We start from the raw sequence: 19,991 nt of genomic DNA, 5'->3' as shown, positions 1-19,991 counted from the left end.
CCGGCTGCGGTCGGCCTACTGGGGACCGGGCACTTGATAGACTATGAATGACGTAGACATCCTTGCGGCGCGCGGGCCGAAAAATTCCGTGGATCCGTTCCGAGCGTATCACGCGATCGTGGAACCGGAATTGTCAGCCAATGGAATCGTTGAAGACGTCGCCACGATTTTCTTAACAAATCGGGAGTGCCCATTTCGCTGTCTGATGTGTGACCTGTGGCAGAGCACCACCGACCAGCGAGTTCCCGTCGGAGCGATTCCCACACAGATTCGCCACGCTCTCGAATCGCTGCCAGCAGCTCAGCACATTAAACTGTACAACAGCGGAAACTTTTTCGACGCTCAGGCGATTCCGCCCAAAGACTTCCCAGCAATTGCAGAACTGGTTGGCGGCTTCAAGTCGGTCATCGTCGAAAACCATCCGCAACTGTGCAGTGACCGCTGCGTTGAGTTTCAGGAGTTGTGCGGGACGCAGCTGGAAATCGCGATGGGGCTGGAGACGTCTCATGAACCGACTCTGGCCAAATTGAACAAGCAGATGACAGTCGGCGACTTCGCGACGGCTTGTGAATCTCTGCGGCAGAATCACATTCGACTGCGAACCTTCATCCTGCTGCGTCCGCCTGACACACCGGAAGACGAAGGTGTTCAGCGAGCAATCGAATCCGTCCGGTTCGCCTTTGACTGCGGCGTCGACTGTTGCGCCGTTATTCCAACCCGCACTGGCAACGGGATCATGGAACAGCTTGAGCAACGTGGCCGATTCACCCCGCCACAGCTAACTTCGCTGGAAGTCGTTCTGCAGGAAGCCGTCGCATGGAAGCGCGGGCGAGTGTTTGCAGATCTGTGGGACGTGCGGCAGTTTGCAGCGTGCGACGTCTGTGCCGACGCGAGGATAAAGCGACTGAGTGAGATCAACCTGACTCAGCAATTGCCACCGCCGATTGAATGCACGGCGTGTGCTGTAACATCGGAAACGTCGCCATGACTGGTTCCGTGGACGTGCTCATTCTCGGCTCCGGATTCGGTGGCAGCCTGCTGAGTCTGATTCTGGCGAAGTCGGGTCGGCGAGTGGCGGTCATCGATCGTGAGTCCCATCCGCGTTTTGCAATCGGCGAATCCTCGACGCCGCTGGCCGACGCCACGCTCAGTATGTTGGCCGAACGATACGACTTGCCTGATCTCAAGCCGCTGACGAAATATGGCACATGGAAACGCGAGTTCCCTGAAGTCATGTGCGGAGCAAAACGAGGCTTCAGCTACTTCGGTCACAAACCACAACAAGCTTTCGACGAGGCTCATCAGTTGCTGGTCGCCGCCAGCACCAGCAACGACTCGTCTGACACTCACTGGCTCAGAAGTGACATGGACCATCTGTTTTTTCAGATGGCAGAAACAGAAGGAGTGTTGCAGTTCCAAAATGCGCAGTACGAGTTGCTATCGTCCGATTCACAGTGGCAAGCCGTTTCCACTCGTGACGGTGGCGAGTTCCATGTGACTGCACCGTTTGTCGTTGACGCGACCGGCGGTTCCGGTGCGGTCTTGCGGCATCTTGGTGTCGCCAATCAAACGGAGTTGCTCAAAACGAATTCGGCAGCGGTGTTCGCTCATTTTCAGAACGTCGTGCCGGTGGAGCAAATGTTGTCGAATGCCGGGCTGGCGACAAATCGGCACCCGTTTCCATGCGATTCTGCGGCTGTGCATCACGTGCTGGATGACGGCTGGATGTGGCAGCTGCGTTTCGACGACGACACCGTCAGCGCGGGGTTTGTCGTCGATCGAAATCGTGTCTCCCTGCCGACGTTACCAATGGAAATCTGGGAACGGCAAGTGCAACGGTTTCCATTTCTGCGGGCGCAGTTTGCCGATGCGAAAGTTGCCCGCCCGGCCGATGGATTAAGAATGTCTGGGCGGCTACAGCGTTTGACGACTCAAGCGGCAGGTCACAACTGGGCCGCACTTCCGAACACGGCCGGATTCATTGGCCCGCTTCACAGCACCGGGATCGCCCACACGTTGTTCGGCGTTAAACGGCTGGCACACATTCTACAGCCTGACCTTTCTACCACATCTCGGCATAGGTTCCTGGAAGACTACTCGGCCCGCACCATCGATGAAATTCGTTTGATCGATGCGCTGGTCGAAGGCTGTTATGCAGCGTTGCCGAGCTTCCCACTGTGGTGCGACTGGTGCATGCTCTACTTCGCCGCCGTCACGTCGATGGAGCAAACGGCAGACGGTTCGGGCGAAGCGTTCCTTCGAGCCACCGATAAAGATTTCCGGCGCGTGGTTTTGGATGCTCGGAGCCAACTACAGCTCGCGATTGAAGAGGGGCGCTCGGAATCCGCATGTCGACGATTTCGAGACTGGTTACGAATCACGATCGCCCCGTGGAATCACGTCGGGCTGCTGGATGACCGGTGTGAAGGCATGTACGCGAAAACGGCAGCCCCGGGATGAGGTTCGCCTCGTCAGGGTGCCAGCTTTCTGGTCGGTGGCGGGGTATTGTTGATGACACCGTGACTTAGCGGGACGACTGGATAACGCTTAATCGCAACGTCGTCCAGATGTTCCAGCAGGACGCGACGTACTTCAGCAATCGCCGTTGGATGACGATGAACTTCGCTGTGGCCGGCCTCAACAGTAATTTCGCTGTCCGCATCCGCTCGGCTCGCGCTGCGGAATCGCACGACTCCGTCCGTCCAGTCAGACTCTGACTTGCCTTTGCTGACTCCGACAACGTTGTGATGTTTCACTTCCGGCGGCGTCGTCGTCTGGTTTACCAAACGGATTACTGCCGAATTTTTGTTCAGCGAATCCAGACTCGTTCTCGGCGCAAAAACGCGATCCCAGATGCTTTGGTTGTTTTGACGAAAGATCAACTGACTCAACTGCGACGTCGTATTCGGCAGCGAAACCAGCGAGCCACTCAGCCAACGCGTGAAACGATTCGCATAGCCACTGCCCCTAAACGGACTCGCAATCGTGACCACTCGATCAATTGAATTGTCCTTTTCGAAGAAGAACACACGGCGAATTTCGTTCTGAACTTCCGGATCACCCTGAATCTGTTCGACTGGAATTTTGCTAAGTGAATTCCAAAGTTTGTCTTCGCTGTCGACGGTCAACAGGTACGACATCAATCCGCCCATACTGTGTCCGACCACGACCATTTGGTCCAGCTTGTCGTTCCGTCCGTGCGGATCGCAGCGATGCCGCAGCCCCTTCAAGCGGTCTCGCAGATTGGCGGCAGCAAAAGTGAGTGGTTCGCCCGTGGGATACATGTAAAACCAGAATTGGTATTTGTCCCGCAACAGCGGATCGTTTTGCAGGTCGTTGAACATTTCCATCCACGTCATAGGACTCGACCAAACGCCATGCACCATCAACACAGGAATGCGGTCCGGGTCGTACGGCGTGATCATGTAAAGACCTTCCAGGTGTCGAGCCTTATCCGGGCGCAGAAAAGCGAACGTTTCCAGCAGCGATTTCTTCGGGTTGGTCAGGAACCAAGCCAGCGGCGTACTGAGATCCGATTCCAGCGGCAGCAACGTGCGATCAACGATAACACCGTCGGATTCGCGAGGGTCAAACATCTGCAACCGGACGTTCTGCTCCGTCGGAGACACGCGCGGATCGGCGGGCGGAAATCTGGCAACCAGCGTCACTGGAAAACTCAGGCCGTCCTCGTAATACGTCTCAAGGTTCTTCTCAGATGCCTGACGTTTTCGGCGAACCATCACGGGCACTCCCAGGCCCGGTTTGGCGTGCCGGTTTCTGAGGTTCTTAAGTTCGTAGTTTGATACGAAATCAAATTCACCAATCTGCTCGGCACTCAGCCAACGCGTGGGGTAGGGGATTTCGACTTGCATCAGCCGACCACTAACGGGCAGGCGAATGGAACGGCCGAGGTGATAATCGCCGCTGCTCTTCGCGAGCCTCAGTAGTTGCTCCAGGCTGGTGTTGTAGACCTCGCTCGTTTCCCGATGTGGATTCGAATTGGGATCGGCAAGGCGGCCGTCCGGAGCCGGGGTCGTAACGTAGTCCCAGCTAAACCGAGCGGCATCCAGATACAACTCCATGGCCAGGCCCGGGTCGGACCGTTTCGCGTTTTCTGCGGCGAGATAATTCAGTTCGGCCGTGGCGTGCAATGCTTCGTGGCGATTCCACCCGTTAATCCGCATGCGGCAATGCCTCAGCATTCGCAGATAATCGTCGCCGCCTGCGTACGAAGTTCCAGCTAGAAAGCGATTCGTTCTGGCGGACGGGCCTGCGTCGCCAAACGCCGAAAGCGTCAGGCGTCCTGTGATCGGATTCGAAGGTTTTTCTCGCAATTCGACAAACTGGACAGTCGTACAGCCCCCCAGCCCGCTTACCACAGAGCAGGCGGCGGCAAGCAGAATCAGCAGTCGAATCGATTTTGCGGCGGAACGGTAGCGCATGTCCGAGGAAAATGAGCCATCGCAATGGACGGCAATTCGTCAGATCAGGATATTACAGAACCGGAAGTCGTTTGACTGGTTGGCTTTATGGCGACAGGCGGAAAGCCGAATAAGACTTCCGGTGATTGACAGGAAAGGTAGCGTAGAGTCTTACGAGGCGGGATTTAGGTCAATGCCAGTGTTGACGCTGGCATTCCTGCCCGGCGGGGCCAATGTATGCAAATAAAATGGTGAATCATTTCGGTCAATGATGAGATCTCGCCCGGAAAATCGAAGGCTGGTGCAAGCGACGACGCTGTTCTTGGCGTCCGTGGGCGTATTCGCATGGGCGGTTTCCGCCTTGGTAACGTCTGACGAAGCTCGCGGCCTGCTGTGGCCCAACGACATCAATCTCTGGCTGGCAACATTGCTGGGCGGGACAGCTGAGGTCAATGCAGCAGGAGTCCGAACACCGTCCGTTACATTGCTTCCGGTTTTTCTTAGCGTGTTTTCGATCAGCGGCGTCGCCATCGCAGCGGCTTGGTTCCGTTGTCGCCGTCTGGGCCAGCCGCAGCGAAACCTTCGAATTGCAAATGCGCTTATGACATCAAGCTACGCGCTGTTGATCGGATCGGCATGGTGGCTGGTGTGGTTGGTCGGAAGCATCGGGGCCGCCGGTGTGCTGCAGTTTGCAGCTGGCGTGCTGCCGCTGTGGCTGATGTTGAGCATCGCGTTTGTGGTGTGGGTGTGGCTGGATGCACTGCTGTTTGTGCCGACCAGTGGGCCTGACGTCGCGCAGTTGTCTGGTAGAACAGCATTTTCACTGATGGTGATGTTCGCCGCTGCGTGGGCGGCCGTTTCCTTCTGGATGAATTATCGTCTGTATGAAAACCTGCTGATTCCCCACGGGGATTCGGCCATGTACGAAGAACACCTGTGGAACGTTTGGCACGGGAAGGGGTTTCGAAGCTATCTGGATCAGGGCCTTTTTCTGGGCGAGCACATTCAGGTAATCCACCTATTGCTGCTGCCGTTACATATGCTCTGGCCTTCCCATCTGCTGTTGGAAATGGCGGAATCCGCGGCGCTCGCGAGCTGCTCGATTCCGATTTACTGCATCGCCAAACGGCACTCGAAGGATGCGACTGCCGCAGCGATGGTGGGGATTGCATGGCTGTTCTTCTTTCCGATGCACTTTCTGGATATCGCGATCGACCAGAAAACGTTTCGGCCCATAGTGCTGGGACTGCCGTTTCTGTTCTGGCTGATTGATTTGGTCGAACGGGGTCGGTTTGGGCTGGCGGCCTTATGCCTGGTGCTGGCATTGTCCGCGAAAGAAGACATGGCGTTGATCACCTTCCCGTTGATGCTCGTGATGGGAATGTTGGCTCTTCGACGCCGTCGTAAGATCGTTAAAAGTGGCGAAGAGCAGTCAGGAGAACCAAGGCGGCCGCTGGAGACAGACCGCAAAGCCGAGTGGTGGTGCTTCGGCATGGCCGCTTTTTCGGTCCTGTACCTATTGGCTGTCGTGCTGGTGGTGATTCCGGCGTTTCGAGCCGGGGCCGCTGTGCATTACAGCCGCTACTTTGGTGATCTGGGCCGCAGTCCACGCGAATTGATTCAAACCACGATCACTCATCCGGCCAAAGTGCTGACTCAAATTTTCAGTCTCCGCACGTTGTTATATGGAGTTACGTTTCTGGGGCCGCTGGCGTTTCTGCCGCTGCGGCGAGTGTTCCTGCTGGCTGCGGGTGTGCTAACGTTTGTGATGCTTAGCCTGATCCAGCTTGGTGACGGCAGCCTGCCGCCCATTCCGTATCACCACTTTCATGCACCGCTGCTGCCGGTTCTATTTTGGGCGGCTGCTGTCGCGTTGTCGCGGTTCAGGAATGGCTCGGCCGCATCAGCCGCGTTGCTGGTTTTACTGTGCTGTTTGTTTACATCGCTACCAGCTTCCACAACGCCGTTGGGCCTGACATTTTGGTCCACTGAATCGCCGTTCAGTCGCACAGCGTTGTACACGCTGTCGGATCGCGCCATGCTGGAACGCGCGGCAATGGTGAATCGTGTCGTGGAACAAATTCCGCCGTCCGCACGAGTGGCATCCACCGATTACATTCACACTCGGCTGACTCACTGTGAACGATCTTATGATTACAGCGGCTATGTGCGAGCGGTCAACAACTATCAGAAGGGTGTGCCGCCGGACACGGACTACATCGTGATCGATACGGGGCATCGTTACAGCGAGATTCGCCGCCCAGAGGATGTCCCCGAACTTCAAGCGGATGATCCCGAGTGGCGGCTGCTGCCAGACACGACCAACGGCCACTTTCTTGTGCTCGAACGCCGCAAGTAGGTGCGGCTTGCCGAACCTTGGGCGGCGAAGCCGGCCGTTCGTTTAACCCGCAGCCGAAGGCGCAGGCGTCCGCTGACCCGGGTCCGTGAGTGTTCCGCTTCCGCTGCGACACAGCCGCCCCCTGCAACGCCTGCGCCTTCGGCTGCGGGTTAAACGACTGGTATCAATCCGGCTGTAATAGACTCGACATACTGAGTCGAAAATCCGTTCCGGCAGACAAGGATCTACGATAGGTGACGCTCGCCGGGCGGCACTTCGCCGAATCCTGGGTGGTGAAGCCAGCCGTTCGTTTAACCCGTAGCCGGAGGCGCAGGCGTCCGCTGATCGGCGTCCGTGGGTGTTCCGTTTACGCTGCGATACAGCCGTCCCCTGCAACGCCTGCGCCTTCGGCTGCGGGTTAAACGACTGGTATCGATCCGGCTGCAATAGACTCGACATCCTGAGCCGAAGGTCGCTTCCGGGAGAATGGATCTACTTCGGCGCATAAAAAAGGTCGCCACGAAACCCGCATTTCGTGGCGACCGGACCCTATGACGGACGCCTCAGAAAATTCTGAAGGCCTGTCTGGAACAATTGAGATCGAGTGTCATTCCCGTTCGATCGGACCGCACCCGTATCGAACGGAAGCATTGTTGGAACAGACCCGCAATTCCGAACCAACAGTCGCTTTATTTACAAACCCGTTCCCGAAGTTCCAAGGATCAATTCCTCCTCTTCTTCCTGGATGATGATACGTGGTGTCACCATCATCATGATGCTTTCGGTCTCGCGACCGACACCGCTGTTCTTGAACAGTCGGCTGACGTACGGAATCTTGTTCAGAATCGGTACACCGGCCATGTTGCGACCTTCACGCAGACGTTTGATACCACCCAGCAGCACTGTGCCGCCGTCCGGAACGCTGACTGTCGTGGCAATCGTAATGTTGGAAATCACAGGCTGCTGAACAGTAAGTGTTCCGCCACCGACGCCTGCCTGGCCCTGTTGGCCTTGCTGACCGCCCTGCTGACCGCCGAAGCCGCCACCTTGACCGCCGCCACCTTGACCGCCGCCGAAGCCACCGCCGATGCCACCAAAGCCACCACCGCCGCCCTGACCGCCGAAGCCGCCACCGCCGCCGCCGCCAAAGCCGCCACCCTGGCCGCCTTGTTGGCCACCGCCGATTGCACCGCCACCCGCTCCGCCACTAGCGAAGGAGAAAGTGAACAGGTCCAGCAGCGACGTAAACGTCGGGGCGAGCGAGAGTCGTACATAGCGTCTGTCAGCTGACACAACCGCCACAACCTGCAGCTGAATACCTTCCGGGATAACGCTGATGATCGGCTGGAAGCCAACGGCACCAGTTCCCACCACTGGAATCAGTCCGGCAACGAACGGTCGCTGCGTCTGGTCTGTGATACTTGCGTTCTGCCCGTTAAACAAAGTCACCTTCGGAGCAAACAACAGGTTCGCTCGTTCATCCGCCTGAGCGGCCTGAATAAAGAAGAAGGCTTCGATGTCACTCAGAATCGCCATCCCGACCTGAATACCGGCGTCAGGATTGAAGTTACCGAAGTCCGGCACACCAAGTTCGAACGATCCCTGACGGAATTGAATGTCATAGTCTTCCGTGAATGCGTCCGGGCTACTCAAGCCAACAACGGTGCGACTGAAGTCGTCACGCGGAGCGTTGACTCGCTGGATGGGGTCAAACAATCCCGCAGTCGTCGTACCCTGTTGGCCTTGCTGGCCGCCTTGCTGGCCGCCTCGCAGGTCTCCTCCCCCGGCGTTGTTGCCACCCTGGCCGCCGCCGCCAGCTCCCGCACCGGGGAACTGCAACTGTCGCGAACCAAAAGCTGGGGTGCCCGGAGGATCCCCGAGCGTATCCTGTACGCCGAAGTCGAAGTCGACGCCGATGCGTTCGAAGAATCGGTCTGTCACGCTGATAAAGCGAACTTCAACGGTCACCTGAATATCCTGCAGACGTCGAAGCTGACTTAACAGGTCCGTAATCTGCTCATGAACCGCTGGTGTTTGCCGAATTACAAGGCTCAGCGTATTCTCGTTGCCTTCTGCAGTGCCTGCACCGCCATCCAGCATCCACGAACCTGGTTCCACCGTCGAAGTCAGCAGGTCGACCAATCCGGAGAAGTCCGGTCCGTCCTGAGCTGAGCGACGATTCGCAGTTCTCGGTGAGCCGTTACTGCCAATGCTGACTGACAGGTCGTCTTCCAATTGGTACAGACCAAGTCCGCCTGACCGACCGACGCCGTTCATCTCGCGGACATCGAGGGCCTTGTCATTGGCCTGCAGGTCCATCGGAATCACAAGGTCGGCGACGGGGTACACACGAGCTTCGTACTTTGTGTCCTGAGCCAACCGATTGGTAATGACCAGGATTCCGTTTTCGATATCGAAGACCAAACCACCTGCCTGATCCAGCAAATGCTTCAATGCATTTCGAAGGGTAATCTCATCCACATCGATGCTAATGGCCTGGTTGACGGCCAAACCCTCAGTCTCCAAAGCCCGGGTATCCAGAGACACGTTAATCCCGTGCGTCATCGCGATGTGTCGGACAATGTCTGTCAGCGGCACGTTATGAAAATGCAGTGAGATCGTTTCGTTCAGTGCCTTTTCAATCTTCAGTTCGCTGGGGGTTCGAATGCGAGCATCCGCGCTTCCGTAACGTTCGCTGCGACGCTTTGTCAGTTCAGCCCAGTTGTCGCCGAATGAGATGTCTTCGTCGGTCGCAATCGCTGCTCGTTCCACAGCGTTCATGGCACTCAGAAAACCGTCGGCCTTGTCTTCTCGCAGACGTTCATTGAACGCAATCTGCTTCTGCAGTTTCGATTTTTCAACCATCACAACTGCCTGAGGCAGATTGGGATTCAGATCCTTTGCCTTGTTGGCAACCAGTTCGGCTTCCGCATAGCGACGCTGCTTCATCAGCTCGTTGAACTGATTGGTCAGGTCGACAAATTCCTGCTCGATCCGAATCTGGTTCTCAACATCGATTTCGATTTGAGCCCTGATCTCTTCGTTGCGGCGTTCCATAGCAATGATGGGAGCTCGTTGTTCCATCCATGTCTGGATGCTCTTTTCAGAACGGTCCAGGTGACTGGTCAGTGCTTTGGTGGATTCTTCCGGCAGGCCGGCACCTTCCACTGTTTCTCTTGTTCGCTGCAGGACAGCCAAGGCTTCTTCAGAGTTCCTCTCCTTCAGCTTCTCCGCACGGAACACGGAGTTCATGACTTCCATTCGCAGTTTCGCGAAACGAACGTCCAGAGCGTTGGTTGCGTCTTCCAGTGGATCAGATTGTGCCATCGGAGTCATGTCCGACGTTTCGGATGTTTGAGACACGCTGCTGATTTTAGGGAACTGAGGCACAGCCGCTTCAGTTTCCGTTTCGCTGGTGTTTGAACCAACAGGGTTGATCACGAACGGGTTGTCTGTCTGCGTGTTGCTGACACTGACAATTTTCCGGTCGTCGCTATTCGCAACCACTGAGTTCGGAACTGGCAGAGGAACGTCGCCGGGAGTCATGTCAACCGGGCCACCGGTCGAGAATGCCGTCGCTCCGTTGCCGTCGAGTGCGTGCTTCACATCAGACAGGACAAGTTCCGGACGATCTTCCATCAAAGTGAAAGCCACGTTCAGGTTTTGAGCCTGTTCAGCTTTTTCACGAGCCGCTGACAGCCGACCTTGTCGTAGTGCGTCGCGGGCTTCGCCGACCAGTTGTCGGGCGCGAGCTTCTTCGGCCGATGAACCACCGCTGAACTGTTCGTCAGTCTGGAAGACCATGGCAGGAGCCGCTCCGGCCCTGGAAAGATGCTGCAGTTCTCGGATCACATTTGCTGGTGTGTCTTCGTACAGGCCGTAAGAGGCTTGAAGTGCGTCTGCCTGCTGGGCCAGTGTGAGTGCAGTTTGCAGTTTGCCCGCGTCCATCGCCTCGCGAGCCTGAGTAATAAGTGCGCTGGCCTGCTGATAAGTCTGCTCTGCGTTGGACTCACCGCCTCGTGAAGATGCGTTTAACGTCCGACCGTCTGCGAAGAAGGTTTCTGTACCCTCAGCACGATCGATTTGCGCCAGCAGTTGATCGGGTTGTTCGTCCCACAATCCCCAGGTGACGTTCTTCATAGCGCGAGCCTGCATGGCGCGAGCTCGGGCGACAGGAATGTCTCCGGCCTGCAATGCCTGTTTGGCTTCTGCCATCAAACGATCAGCCTTGCGTTTGTTAACCATCGCGACGCTGGCGTTCTCGGGAAGGGGTGCTTCTCCGAAATCAGCTGCCGCTGGTGATTGACCGTTGGAGAACGGATTGCTGCCAGGCGTTCGCTTGGCAGTGGTGTTCCATTTTCCACTGCTGGCCGCGTCGAACGAATTCGGCTCGAGGCTGAACCCGCGATCCAGTTCCGCCAGCAGTTGCTGGGGCGTCTGTTCACCCGTCTGCCAGTCGGCCGACAACGACGCCGCAGTCTCAGCCAACCGGCGAGCCTCTTTGACGTTGCCTTGCTTAGCAAGTTGACGAGCGTCGTCTAACATTCGTCGAGCAGCCGAACCGTAACCGTCCGCTGGGGACGACTCCGTTTGAGCTGACAGAATTCGGGATGGGTCGCCGCCGCTGAACAGATACAGCGAGGCAGCCATCACCGAGACACAGGCGATGAATCCGATGGCCTTTTGCACTTGGAAGTCCTCCTTGAAGACAGGCCCAGCAGAATTGTCCGAAACTCTGCAGACTGCTTGCCGCCGTTCAGATGCGAACGACGTATTTTGTTTCTAACTTGATGGGGTCCATTTCCGCAGGTGCCGGTCCGATTGAATTCCAAGCGGCTCAAACACCCTTCGCACCGTCCCGCAGACATACCCGTTTTGAGCGCGTCAAAGCGATGCGAGTGGGGGTGATAACCTGAGTCTTCCGGTCAGGTCAATACGGCGGAACGCTAAGAGATCCCAAAAAAAATCCGATTTGCCGCACTGCACGGCGTTACCGGCATGCCCTGCCGAATGCAGGTCCAACGATGGCGCGAACCGCCGAATGCAGGTTCCGGTGACCTCGCAAAAACCGCCGAGGCCGCACGTACCGGTTGGTGTGTTGGCCAACTGGCGTGGTAGAAGTGGGCGTAGCGGGCCTAGGACGCTGCAAATACGCGATCGCTGCAGTCGCTCGCACTGATCGCAGGCAAAAAATATGACCAGCGGAGTAAAAACGTCCGGAAAAACTCTACGGCCACTCCTGACCGCAGTCTTTCAAGCCAGCAACGGGATGCAGATAAAACCAGGCTTGAACTGACGCGTCTTCGTATGGAGTGGCCAGCCGGATTTCTCGTCTTTCGTACAAGCCTTCGTCAACGCCTTCGACTTCGTCTAACTGCAATTGACAAGCTTTCGACACACGATAAACCTCACCCTTCACGCACTGCCCATCGGTCGCCGCATCCACTAAAGCGGGATATTCGCCGCAGTCAAACAGCCTGTAAAGCGGCAGTGTTTGGGCCGTTCCTATGAAAGTATGGTCCGCGAGGTGATGGTGCAGTGAGAAGCCGCGTTTCAACGAACCGTAAACGAAAATCAGGCTCGCGATGTTGCTTTTTTCGTTGTTAGGTTTCACGACACCAGTGATCGCAAAGAAAGGTATTCTGCGTTGTCAGACACTCTGAAGTCTCATTCGATCGATGTCCGAGTCCGTTACAGCGAAACGGATGCCATGGGGCTGTTGCACCATGCCAACTATCTCACGTTTTTCGAAATGGGGCGCACGGAACTTTTTCGAGCTCAAGGCGGCAACTATCGGCGAATGGAAGAGCTGAAGTTGTATTTCGTCGTGGCCAGCATTCAGGTCAAGTTCAAACGGCCCGCCCGGTATGACGACCTGCTGACGGTGGAAACCAGTATCGCTCGCGAATCACCTGCCAAGCTGGAACATCACTACGAAATTTTTCGCGATGGGCAATTGCTGTGTTCCGCAGATTCGGTCATCGCCTGTGTGGACGAAAACGGAAATGTCCAGCGTATTCCCAGCGATTTAGCCAACATCACGGGTGTTTAGCAAAACATGCCAAAATAGGCAATATGATTGACATATTCGGCCTGGATTAGTTACGCTGCCCGAAATGTACACTACTCGTGATGAGCTTCTGACGCTGTTTCGCGAGTGAACCGCCGCAATTGGTCGTGGCGGTTCATGTTTTTGAGGTTCCCTTGAACATACCAGAAGGAAAAGTTGATGCGAAATTTCGTACTCCTCACGGCCGTTGCAGCATTGGCACTGGCTCCAGCTGCTGAAGCTGGTCGTCGTTGTCGGCCATGCCGGTCACGCTGCCAAACGCAGTGTTACACACCAAGTTACAGCACATGCAGCAGCAGCTATTCAAGCTGTGGTTCGTCTTGCGGTTCCAGCTACTCAAGCTGTGCAACTCCAGTGTACAGCTCAGGCTGTTCAAGCTGCGGCACCTCTTCGTGTGGGACCTCATCTTGCGGCTCAAGCTACTCAAGCTGTGGCGTTTCATCTTGCGGATCATGTGGTACCAGCTACTCAACATGCGGCACATCAAGCTGCGGTTCGTGTGGTAGCTCTGTTGGCTGCAGCTCATGTGGCGGCGGTTGCGGCGTAAGCACTGGCTGCGGTGCCGGTGGTTGTGGCGTAAGCGGTGGTTGCGGCGCTGGTGGCTGTGGCGTGACATCTGGTGCAGCATCTGCTCCAACTGCGGCTCCTGCAACTGGCGATGCACCAGCTCCTGCTGCTGAAGACGCTCCTGCACCACCTGCAGAAGACGCTCCTGCTCCTCCAGCACCAGCGACCGAAAAGCCAGCTGAATCAGCTCCAAAGGCCTAAGTCTAAGACAGACAGCGGACAGTAATTCTCAGAATTGCTCAGTACAACGGTGGCAGGGATGCCACCTTTTTTTATGCGCTGTTGGTGACATAATGGCGTGCCACCCTCTGCCGCATGCTCAACGCGCGTGTGGGTTCCCTCCCTTTGCAAACGCCAGCCATCGGCCCATGCCCTGCCACTTTCGCGATTGCGCCATCTTCGGATTGATGCTGCTGTTGATGACAGCAAGCGTCCACGCGCACCCCGTTTCGTACACAGATGCTTGGGTGAAAGTGTCTGACGTGGTCGAAGTGCGGCTGAATGTTTTTCTGGACGACGTCCTACGCCACCAACTCGATTTACCTGAAGACCAAACAACGGTCGACGCTGACATTTTTCGAGCGGCCCTGAAGCAGCACGCCGCAACTCTGCAGACCCAATTAAGAATCTTCGACCAGAATGGTCACCGACTGCGATCGACCGTCCGATCGGTTCCGGAATGGGACGACGGTTCATCAGATGACGGTGCCCGCGACGTTAACCTGTCTGCCGATTCGTCATTGAAGCTATCATGGCAGATCGAATATGCACGCGAGGATGACGATCAGCCATTGGCCGCGCTCTGCTTCGTTCATAATTTTACGCACCGCGATTTAACTGAGCCGGGTGAGTTGCGACTTCATCTGCAGCATCAGCCTTCACGCCGACGATTCGATTCGGTTATCCCGCCGAACCGTCCTCATACTGTCGTATTTCCGAACACATCGCAGCAGCTGAACTACTCAGCCTTCAATTCCGCATCTTCGCGATTGGTGATCACTCCGGTCGCAATCGTCCACGAATTCACCGCGCCGCTTTCGTTGCTGGGCGCGGTTTCGGAATCTGAGGCTGTAGTAAACGCATTGGCGCACTCTGATGAAGCGGCAGATGATTCCACACTCGATAAAAGCACGGCGACAGAATTGCAACAGCAGGTCGCGGCCTGGATGCGGGCTAATGTTCGACTAACAGTTGATGGCCAAACACAGGACTGTAGCGATGTCCAGCTCCAACTTGTGCCTCCAGGTTCCACGATGGAAGACGATCTGGTGGCGGCTGAATCATCGGGCAGCGAACGCGACGTATTGCCGGTGTTAGGCACCCTGGCGGCCATCCGCATGCTGTACCGTCCGTCAGTGTCGGTGCAGGACGTTGAACTATCGTTTCAAAAACGGCCGGGGGCGTTCGACGAATGGAATGTTGAGATCATTACGGATGCGGCACAGACGGCTCAAAACCTTCCTTTCGTGGAAGGAGGCGAACAGTCAGCGGCTGTCAGCTGGTCTGCGGAGCCAGTGGATGCTCAGAAATCGGTAGCCGCCGAATCGGCAGTTGAACTGGAACGTCCAGACCAGTGGAAGCCGGTGAGTAGTGAACAGCATCGGCCGGGTATCCGGGGCGCCGTTGTGGGCTTTCTCACAACGACCGCGATTTTCGGCATGGTATTTTGTAATCGCCGTGTGCTGTCCCGACGGCTGGCCATGCTGTTGTTTGTCGTGGGCCTCGTGACGGGCGGAGTCTGCCTGGCGACAATGCCGGATCGAGTTGACGTTGTCGACCAGGCAGAGACTCGGGCGCTGGCTGACCACCTTCTGGAACAGGTCTACACAGCCGTCCTCAAGCAGGATGAGCACAAGGCTTTGGACCGGCTGTCTGAAGTATTGGACGCTGGCCTGGCGGAGCAGGTTTTTCTGGACACCCGTGAGACACTTTCGGCAACATCATCAGAAGCGTTGCTGGTGTCGCTGGAATCGGTCGAGATCGACCAGTTGGAAGCCGTTGAATTCGACCAGCGGCCCGATTTAATTAACGTTCAAGCCACTTGGCGAGTTCGCGGGACCGTCTACCATTGGGGCCACAACCATGTGCGGCAATTGGTGCTTTGTGGAAACATCGCTCTGAAACGCGTCGAAGGCAACTGGAAAATCAGCTCAATCGTGCAAACACAGCCCGCCCGCTTTGAAGCGGTGACGACGGAGGCGGCAGGGGTGTAACCTGCTTTCGGCTTGATTGCATTCGGCGGTCACTCGAATACACTAACAAGCAGCGTTTGGCCTTCCCGGACGTCCCCGCCAGACCAGCCTGCCATCTCCCTCCGTCGTCGCCAAATCGCGCCGCCGGAAGGCCCTTCATCGACTTCAATGAGGATAATAAAAACATGAGATCTGTCTGCCTGTTCTCTGCTCTCATTCTGGCTCTGCAAGGCAGCGGCCTGAGTGACGACTGGGCGTCCTGGCGAGGCCCGGAACACAGTGGTGTTAGTCACGAAACCGGTCTGGTGGAAACATGGGACCCATCGGGCAAGAACCTGCTGTGGGAATCCCCCATCGGCGGTCGAGCGGCACCGATCGTAATTGACGGTCGCGTCTACCTGAACTGCCGCACCAACCATGATGTCGCACTGGGCAGCCCGGAGTTGATCCACGCTCAGGAACAGGTTGTCTGTCGCGACGCCGCAACTGGCGAAGTGATTTGGGACGACAAGTTCAACGTGTTTCAGACCGACATCCCAGCACCGCGAGTCGGTTGGGCCTCGATGGTTGGTGATCCTGAAACTCAGAATGTCTACATGCATTCCGTCAGCGGTTTGTTCCGTTGCTACGATCGCGATGGCAAAGTGCTGTGGGAGCGAAGCCTGTTTGAAGATTACGGCAAGATTTCCGGTTACGGCGGCCGAACTCAGACACCACTCATCGACGAAGACCGCATCATTGTTGGCTTTTTCGGCCTGAACTGGGGCAAGACTGGCGCGCCACCGCCAAAGATGACTTACCACGCTTTCGATAAGTCAAACGGCGAATTGTTGTGGACCTCACAGGTTGGTGGTCCACCACTGGATACGAATTATTCGAACCCGGTCATCACCGTAGTCGATGGTCAGCGACTGTTGGTCGGCGGCGGTGCCGATGGTGGCGTGCATGCCATCAATGCCCGCACAGGTGAATACGCGTGGTCGTTCAACATGTCCAAGCGTGGACTGAACGCAACGCCGGCAGTGGATGGTCACCTGGTCTATATTTCTCATGGTGAAGACAATATCGACACCCTCGAATTCGGCCGCATTCAGTGCATTGACGCTCGAGGCAAAGGCGACATTACCGAATCCAACAGCGTGTGGCGCAAAGACGGAATTAAGGCTGGCTACACAGGCTTGATCGTCCATGAGGGTGTGCTTTATGTCGTTGCCGACACGGGCAAGCTACATGCGTTTGACAGCAAGACGGGCGAAGAACTGTGGGAATACAGTTTGGGGACCGTTGGTAAAGGGTCTCCTGTCATCGCTGACGGCAAAATGTACGTGATGGAAGTGAACGGCAATATTCACATCCTGAAGGTGTCTCGCGAAAAATGCGAATCGCTGTCAAAAGTCACTCTGACAGCCGCTGACGGCAACGGCCTGGACGAGATCTATGGAACTCCGGCTGTTTCTGACGGTCGAGTCTTCTTTGTGACTCGCGACCGTACGATTGCGATTGGAAACGAAAATGCCGGCAAACGTACTCAGCACGAAATCACACCGTTGAAAGAATCAGACGCGGGCAGTGAAGTTGCATCGATTCAGATTCGACCTTATGAGGCGCGAGTCTTCAAAGGTGGCGAACAGGAATACACCATTCTTGGCTTCGACAAGAACGGGCGTCTGATCGGTGAAGTCGATGCTGAGATCAGCGTGGCCGAAGGCGTAAAGGGCGTCAAAATTGACGGCAAGAAGCTGACCGTTGCTGAAGATGCTCCGGAACAGGGTTTCGAACTCACAGCGAAGTCAGGCGAATTGACGTCTGTTGCTCGTATGCGAACCTTCCCGCCGATGCCGTGGAAATGGGACTTCGAAGGCTACAAAGGCAAGCAGGTTCCTCCCACGTGGATCAATGCGTTTCTGAAGCTGCAACCATCAGAAGTTGACGGCACCACGGCCTTGATCAAAGGGGTTGGCAAAGGGAAACCCAGTGCCAACATGTGGATCGGCTTCCCGGAACAGAAAGGGTACACCGTTCAGGCGGATGTGCTGATGCGAGAAGAAAAACGCAAGCTGCCCAGCATCGGGCTAACCGCTCATCGCTACAACCTGATTCTTAAAGGCAACACCGGCAAGGTGCAGGTTCAAAGCTGGGCTCCGCATCTGCGAATGGCTAAAGAAGTGAAGTTCCGATCCGATCCTGACAAGTGGTACACCATGAAAGTCACCGTCGGGATTAAGGATGATGGAGCTCATATTTACGGCAAGGTATGGGAACGTGGTACGGACGAACCCGAAGAGTGGACGATCGAAGCGGTCGACCCGCATGCAAATCTGAATGGAGCTCCTGGCCTGTACACGTACTCGCTGGCGGAATGCTATTTCGACAACGTGATGGTCACGGAATAGAGTCTGCCTCGTAGCAGTATCTCCCCATTTGTTGAATCACCTGATTTAAGGAAATCCTATAATGAAAACCCATTGGTTAGCGTTGCCGTTACTGGCGGCAATTGTTGTTTCCGGCTGTGCCCCGCCGGCCGCTCAAAATGATATGGTTGAGCCCGAAGGTGGCAGCGGCGTAGGCGGTGGAGCTCCGTTCGAACCGGATCAGGAGCCACTCGCCGAACCGGAACTTACAGAAGATTCGTCGGAAGAAGCTGCCGCACCGGCTGTCGACGAAAAGCCAGACATGCAGGAACCGGCCACGACCGAAGAAAAACCTGAGGCGCCGAAAGAAGAAGCCCCTGCCAAAGAAGACACGGCTGCCGCGACACCAAAGGCAGAAGAAGCGGCTGCCACCAAAGTAGCGATCGCAAAGGAAGAGGCTGCCAAAGAAGCGGCTGCCGAACCTAAAGCAGCCGCTGCAAAGCCGGCACCGAAAGAAGCGGCGGCAGGCAAGTCGTCTGGCGACTGGAGCATGTGGGGCGGTGACCCGTCGCGCAACATGGTTAACTCAACGACCGGCATTAGCTTGGATTTTGAGGCTGCCGAAGACGCGAAGGACGGCAAGAACATTCTTTGGACCGCCACTCTGGGATCTCAAACCTACGGCAATCCCATCGTCGCTGGCGGCAAGGTTTTTGTCGGCACCAACAACGGTGGTGAGTACCGCGAAAACCACAAGGGCGACCGCGGTTGCGTACTGTGCTTCAACGAAGAAGACGGCAAGTTCCTGTGGCAGCTGACTCGTGAAAAGCTGCCTCAGGGTCGAGTCAACGACTGGCCGGAGCAGGGCATCTGCTCGACTCCGTGCATCGAAGACGGCCGCTTGTACGTGGCAACCAATCGCTGCGAACTGATGTGTATCGACGTGGAAGGTTTCCACGATGGCGAGAACAATGGGCCGTACAAAGACGAAGCGGACACCGAGGAACTGGATGCAGATATTGTCTGGTCGCTCGACATGATCGAAGAACTGGGTGTGTTTCCTCACAACTTGGCAACAAGTTCACCCGTGATTCACGGCGACCTGATTCTGCTGGTCACCTCCAATGGTGTGGATGAAGCTCACCTTGAAGTACCGTCACCGCGAGCTCCCTGCTTTATCGCCGTCAACAAGAAGACTGGCGAAGTCGTTTGGGAAGACAATTCTCCAGCACTCGATTCGAAAGCTCCGGCACCGTTCAACAACATTCTGCACGGACAATGGGGTTCACCAGCCATCGGTGAAGTCAACGGCAAGGCTCAGGTCTTTATGCCCGGTGGCGACGGTGTGCTGTATTCGTACGATGTTGAATCCGGCGAGCTGATCTGGTGGTTTGACCTCAACCCGAAAGATTCCGCATGGGAACTGGGCGGTCGAGGAACTCGAAACGCAATTATCTCCACGCCTGTCTTCAAAGACGGCAGCATTGTTCTGGCCGTCGGTCAGGACCCGGAACACGGAGAAGGCGTCGGTCACTTGTTTCGCATCGATGCAACAAAGAAGGGTGACGTCAGCCCAATGATTGCTGATGGCGAGAGCTATAAAGAGAACCCAAACAGCGGTCAGATCTGGCACTATGGTGGCGTCGATGAGGACGGCAGCGTGACGGGCGAAGAAAACGGCCTTATCTTCCGTCGCACAATTTCCACCGTGGCAATCTCGGATGGTTTGGTCTATGCCCCAGACTTAAGTGGCTTTCTGCACTGCATCGACTTCAAGACCGGCAAGCAGAAATGGGTATTTGACACGTTCGCAGCGGTCTGGGGTTCACCAATGGTGATCGATGGCCACGTCCTACTGGGCGATGAGGACGGCGAAATGATCATTCTGAAGGCTGGCGATAAGCTTGAAGAAGTGGCCACCAAGACCTTCAATTCGTCAATCTACAGCACGCCGACAATCGCGAACGGCAGAATGTACGTTTCAGACAGGTCGCGTCTGTACGCCATCAAAATCAAATAGGATGGCAAACGCCTTGGCCTGAATAGACCAAA

The 19,991-nt window shown here is 56.2% G+C and carries 11 protein-coding genes; 7 read left to right on the top strand and 4 right to left on the bottom strand.

Annotated features, from left to right (window positions below; all coding sequences use genetic code 11):
- Nucleotides 1-43: 43 nt before the first annotated feature.
- Nucleotides 44-988, top strand: a complete 945-nt coding sequence (locus Fuma_RS32495) for an archaeosine biosynthesis radical SAM protein RaSEA (protein WP_077027778.1) — start codon at nucleotides 44-46, stop codon at nucleotides 986-988.
- Nucleotides 985-2,460: an NAD(P)/FAD-dependent oxidoreductase gene (locus Fuma_RS32490; protein WP_077027777.1), complete on the top strand. Its 1,476-nt coding sequence runs from the start codon at nucleotides 985-987 to the stop codon at nucleotides 2,458-2,460. Before Fuma_RS32495 ends, Fuma_RS32490 begins: the two co-directional genes overlap by 4 nt.
- Nucleotides 2,461-2,471: 11 nt before the next feature.
- Here the strand turns inward: Fuma_RS32490 and Fuma_RS32485 are convergent, their stop codons facing one another.
- Nucleotides 2,472-4,442, bottom strand: a complete 1,971-nt coding sequence (locus Fuma_RS32485; RefSeq protein ID WP_077027776.1) for an alpha/beta fold hydrolase — start codon at nucleotides 4,440-4,442, stop codon at nucleotides 2,472-2,474.
- Between the two features lie 247 nt (nucleotides 4,443-4,689).
- Here Fuma_RS32485 and Fuma_RS32475 point away from each other — a divergent pair, with 247 nt between their 5' ends.
- A complete protein-coding gene (locus tag Fuma_RS32475) occupies nucleotides 4,690-6,780 on the top strand; it encodes a DUF2079 domain-containing protein (protein WP_083732483.1) in 2,091 nt (696 codons plus the stop codon).
- Nucleotides 6,781-7,452: 672 nt separating this feature from the next.
- On the opposite strand, the gene Fuma_RS36515 is transcribed toward Fuma_RS32475, so the two are convergent.
- Nucleotides 7,453-11,448: a hypothetical protein gene (locus Fuma_RS36515; protein ID WP_077027773.1), complete on the bottom strand. Its 3,996-nt coding sequence runs from the start codon at nucleotides 11,446-11,448 to the stop codon at nucleotides 7,453-7,455.
- 538 nt (nucleotides 11,449-11,986) lie between these two features.
- Entirely contained in the window at nucleotides 11,987-12,373 is a 387-nt protein-coding gene (locus Fuma_RS32465) for a gamma-glutamylcyclotransferase family protein (protein ID WP_077027772.1), read from the bottom strand.
- A gap of 33 nt (nucleotides 12,374-12,406) precedes the next feature.
- On the opposite strand from Fuma_RS32465, the gene Fuma_RS32460 reads away from it, so the two are divergent.
- Entirely contained in the window at nucleotides 12,407-12,811 is a 405-nt protein-coding gene (locus Fuma_RS32460) for an acyl-CoA thioesterase (protein WP_229360794.1), read from the top strand.
- A 196-nt stretch (nucleotides 12,812-13,007) separates the two neighbouring features.
- On the opposite strand, the gene Fuma_RS35060 is transcribed toward Fuma_RS32460, so the two are convergent.
- Entirely contained in the window at nucleotides 13,008-13,589 is a 582-nt protein-coding gene (locus Fuma_RS35060) for a hypothetical protein (RefSeq protein WP_145944497.1), read from the bottom strand.
- A 175-nt stretch (nucleotides 13,590-13,764) separates the two neighbouring features.
- Here Fuma_RS35060 and Fuma_RS32450 point away from each other — a divergent pair, with 175 nt between their 5' ends.
- From Fuma_RS32450 to Fuma_RS32440, 3 genes are all read left to right on the top strand, one after another.
- On the top strand, nucleotides 13,765-15,609 hold the full coding sequence (locus Fuma_RS32450; RefSeq protein WP_077027770.1) for a hypothetical protein: 1,845 nt from the start codon (nucleotides 13,765-13,767) through the stop codon (nucleotides 15,607-15,609).
- Between the two features lie 164 nt (nucleotides 15,610-15,773).
- Nucleotides 15,774-17,981, top strand: a complete 2,208-nt coding sequence (locus Fuma_RS32445; RefSeq protein ID WP_077027769.1) for a PQQ-like beta-propeller repeat protein — start codon at nucleotides 15,774-15,776, stop codon at nucleotides 17,979-17,981.
- Nucleotides 17,982-18,042: 61 nt separating this feature from the next.
- On the top strand, nucleotides 18,043-19,959 hold the full coding sequence (locus tag Fuma_RS32440) for an outer membrane protein assembly factor BamB family protein (protein ID WP_099091844.1): 1,917 nt from the start codon (nucleotides 18,043-18,045) through the stop codon (nucleotides 19,957-19,959).
- The last annotated feature ends 32 nt before the right edge of the window (nucleotides 19,960-19,991 follow it).

This window comes from Fuerstiella marisgermanici (genome assembly GCF_001983935.1).
Classification (GTDB): domain Bacteria; phylum Planctomycetota; class Planctomycetia; order Planctomycetales; family Planctomycetaceae; genus Fuerstiella; species Fuerstiella marisgermanici.
Note: the sequence above shows the minus strand (reverse complement) of the source record. Positions and strands in the feature narration are given on the sequence as shown.

What these genes read in the sequence shown, in the direction of transcription:
- Fuma_RS32490 (WP_077027777.1), top strand. Translation starts at nt 985, where the DNA reads ATGACTGGTTCCGTGGACGTGCTCATTCTCGGCTCCGGATTCGGTGGC.
- Fuma_RS32440 (WP_099091844.1), top strand. Translation starts at nt 18,043, where the DNA reads ATGAAAACCCATTGGTTAGCGTTGCCGTTACTGGCGGCAATTGTTGTT.
- Fuma_RS32450 (WP_077027770.1), top strand. Translation starts at nt 13,765, where the DNA reads ATGCCCTGCCACTTTCGCGATTGCGCCATCTTCGGATTGATGCTGCTG.
- Fuma_RS32475 (WP_083732483.1), top strand. Translation starts at nt 4,690, where the DNA reads ATGATGAGATCTCGCCCGGAAAATCGAAGGCTGGTGCAAGCGACGACG.
- Fuma_RS32495 (WP_077027778.1), top strand. Translation starts at nt 44, where the DNA reads ATGAATGACGTAGACATCCTTGCGGCGCGCGGGCCGAAAAATTCCGTG.
- Fuma_RS32445 (WP_077027769.1), top strand. Translation starts at nt 15,774, where the DNA reads ATGAGATCTGTCTGCCTGTTCTCTGCTCTCATTCTGGCTCTGCAAGGC.
- Fuma_RS32485 (WP_077027776.1), bottom strand. Translation starts at nt 4,442, where the DNA reads ATGCGCTACCGTTCCGCCGCAAAATCGATTCGACTGCTGATTCTGCTT.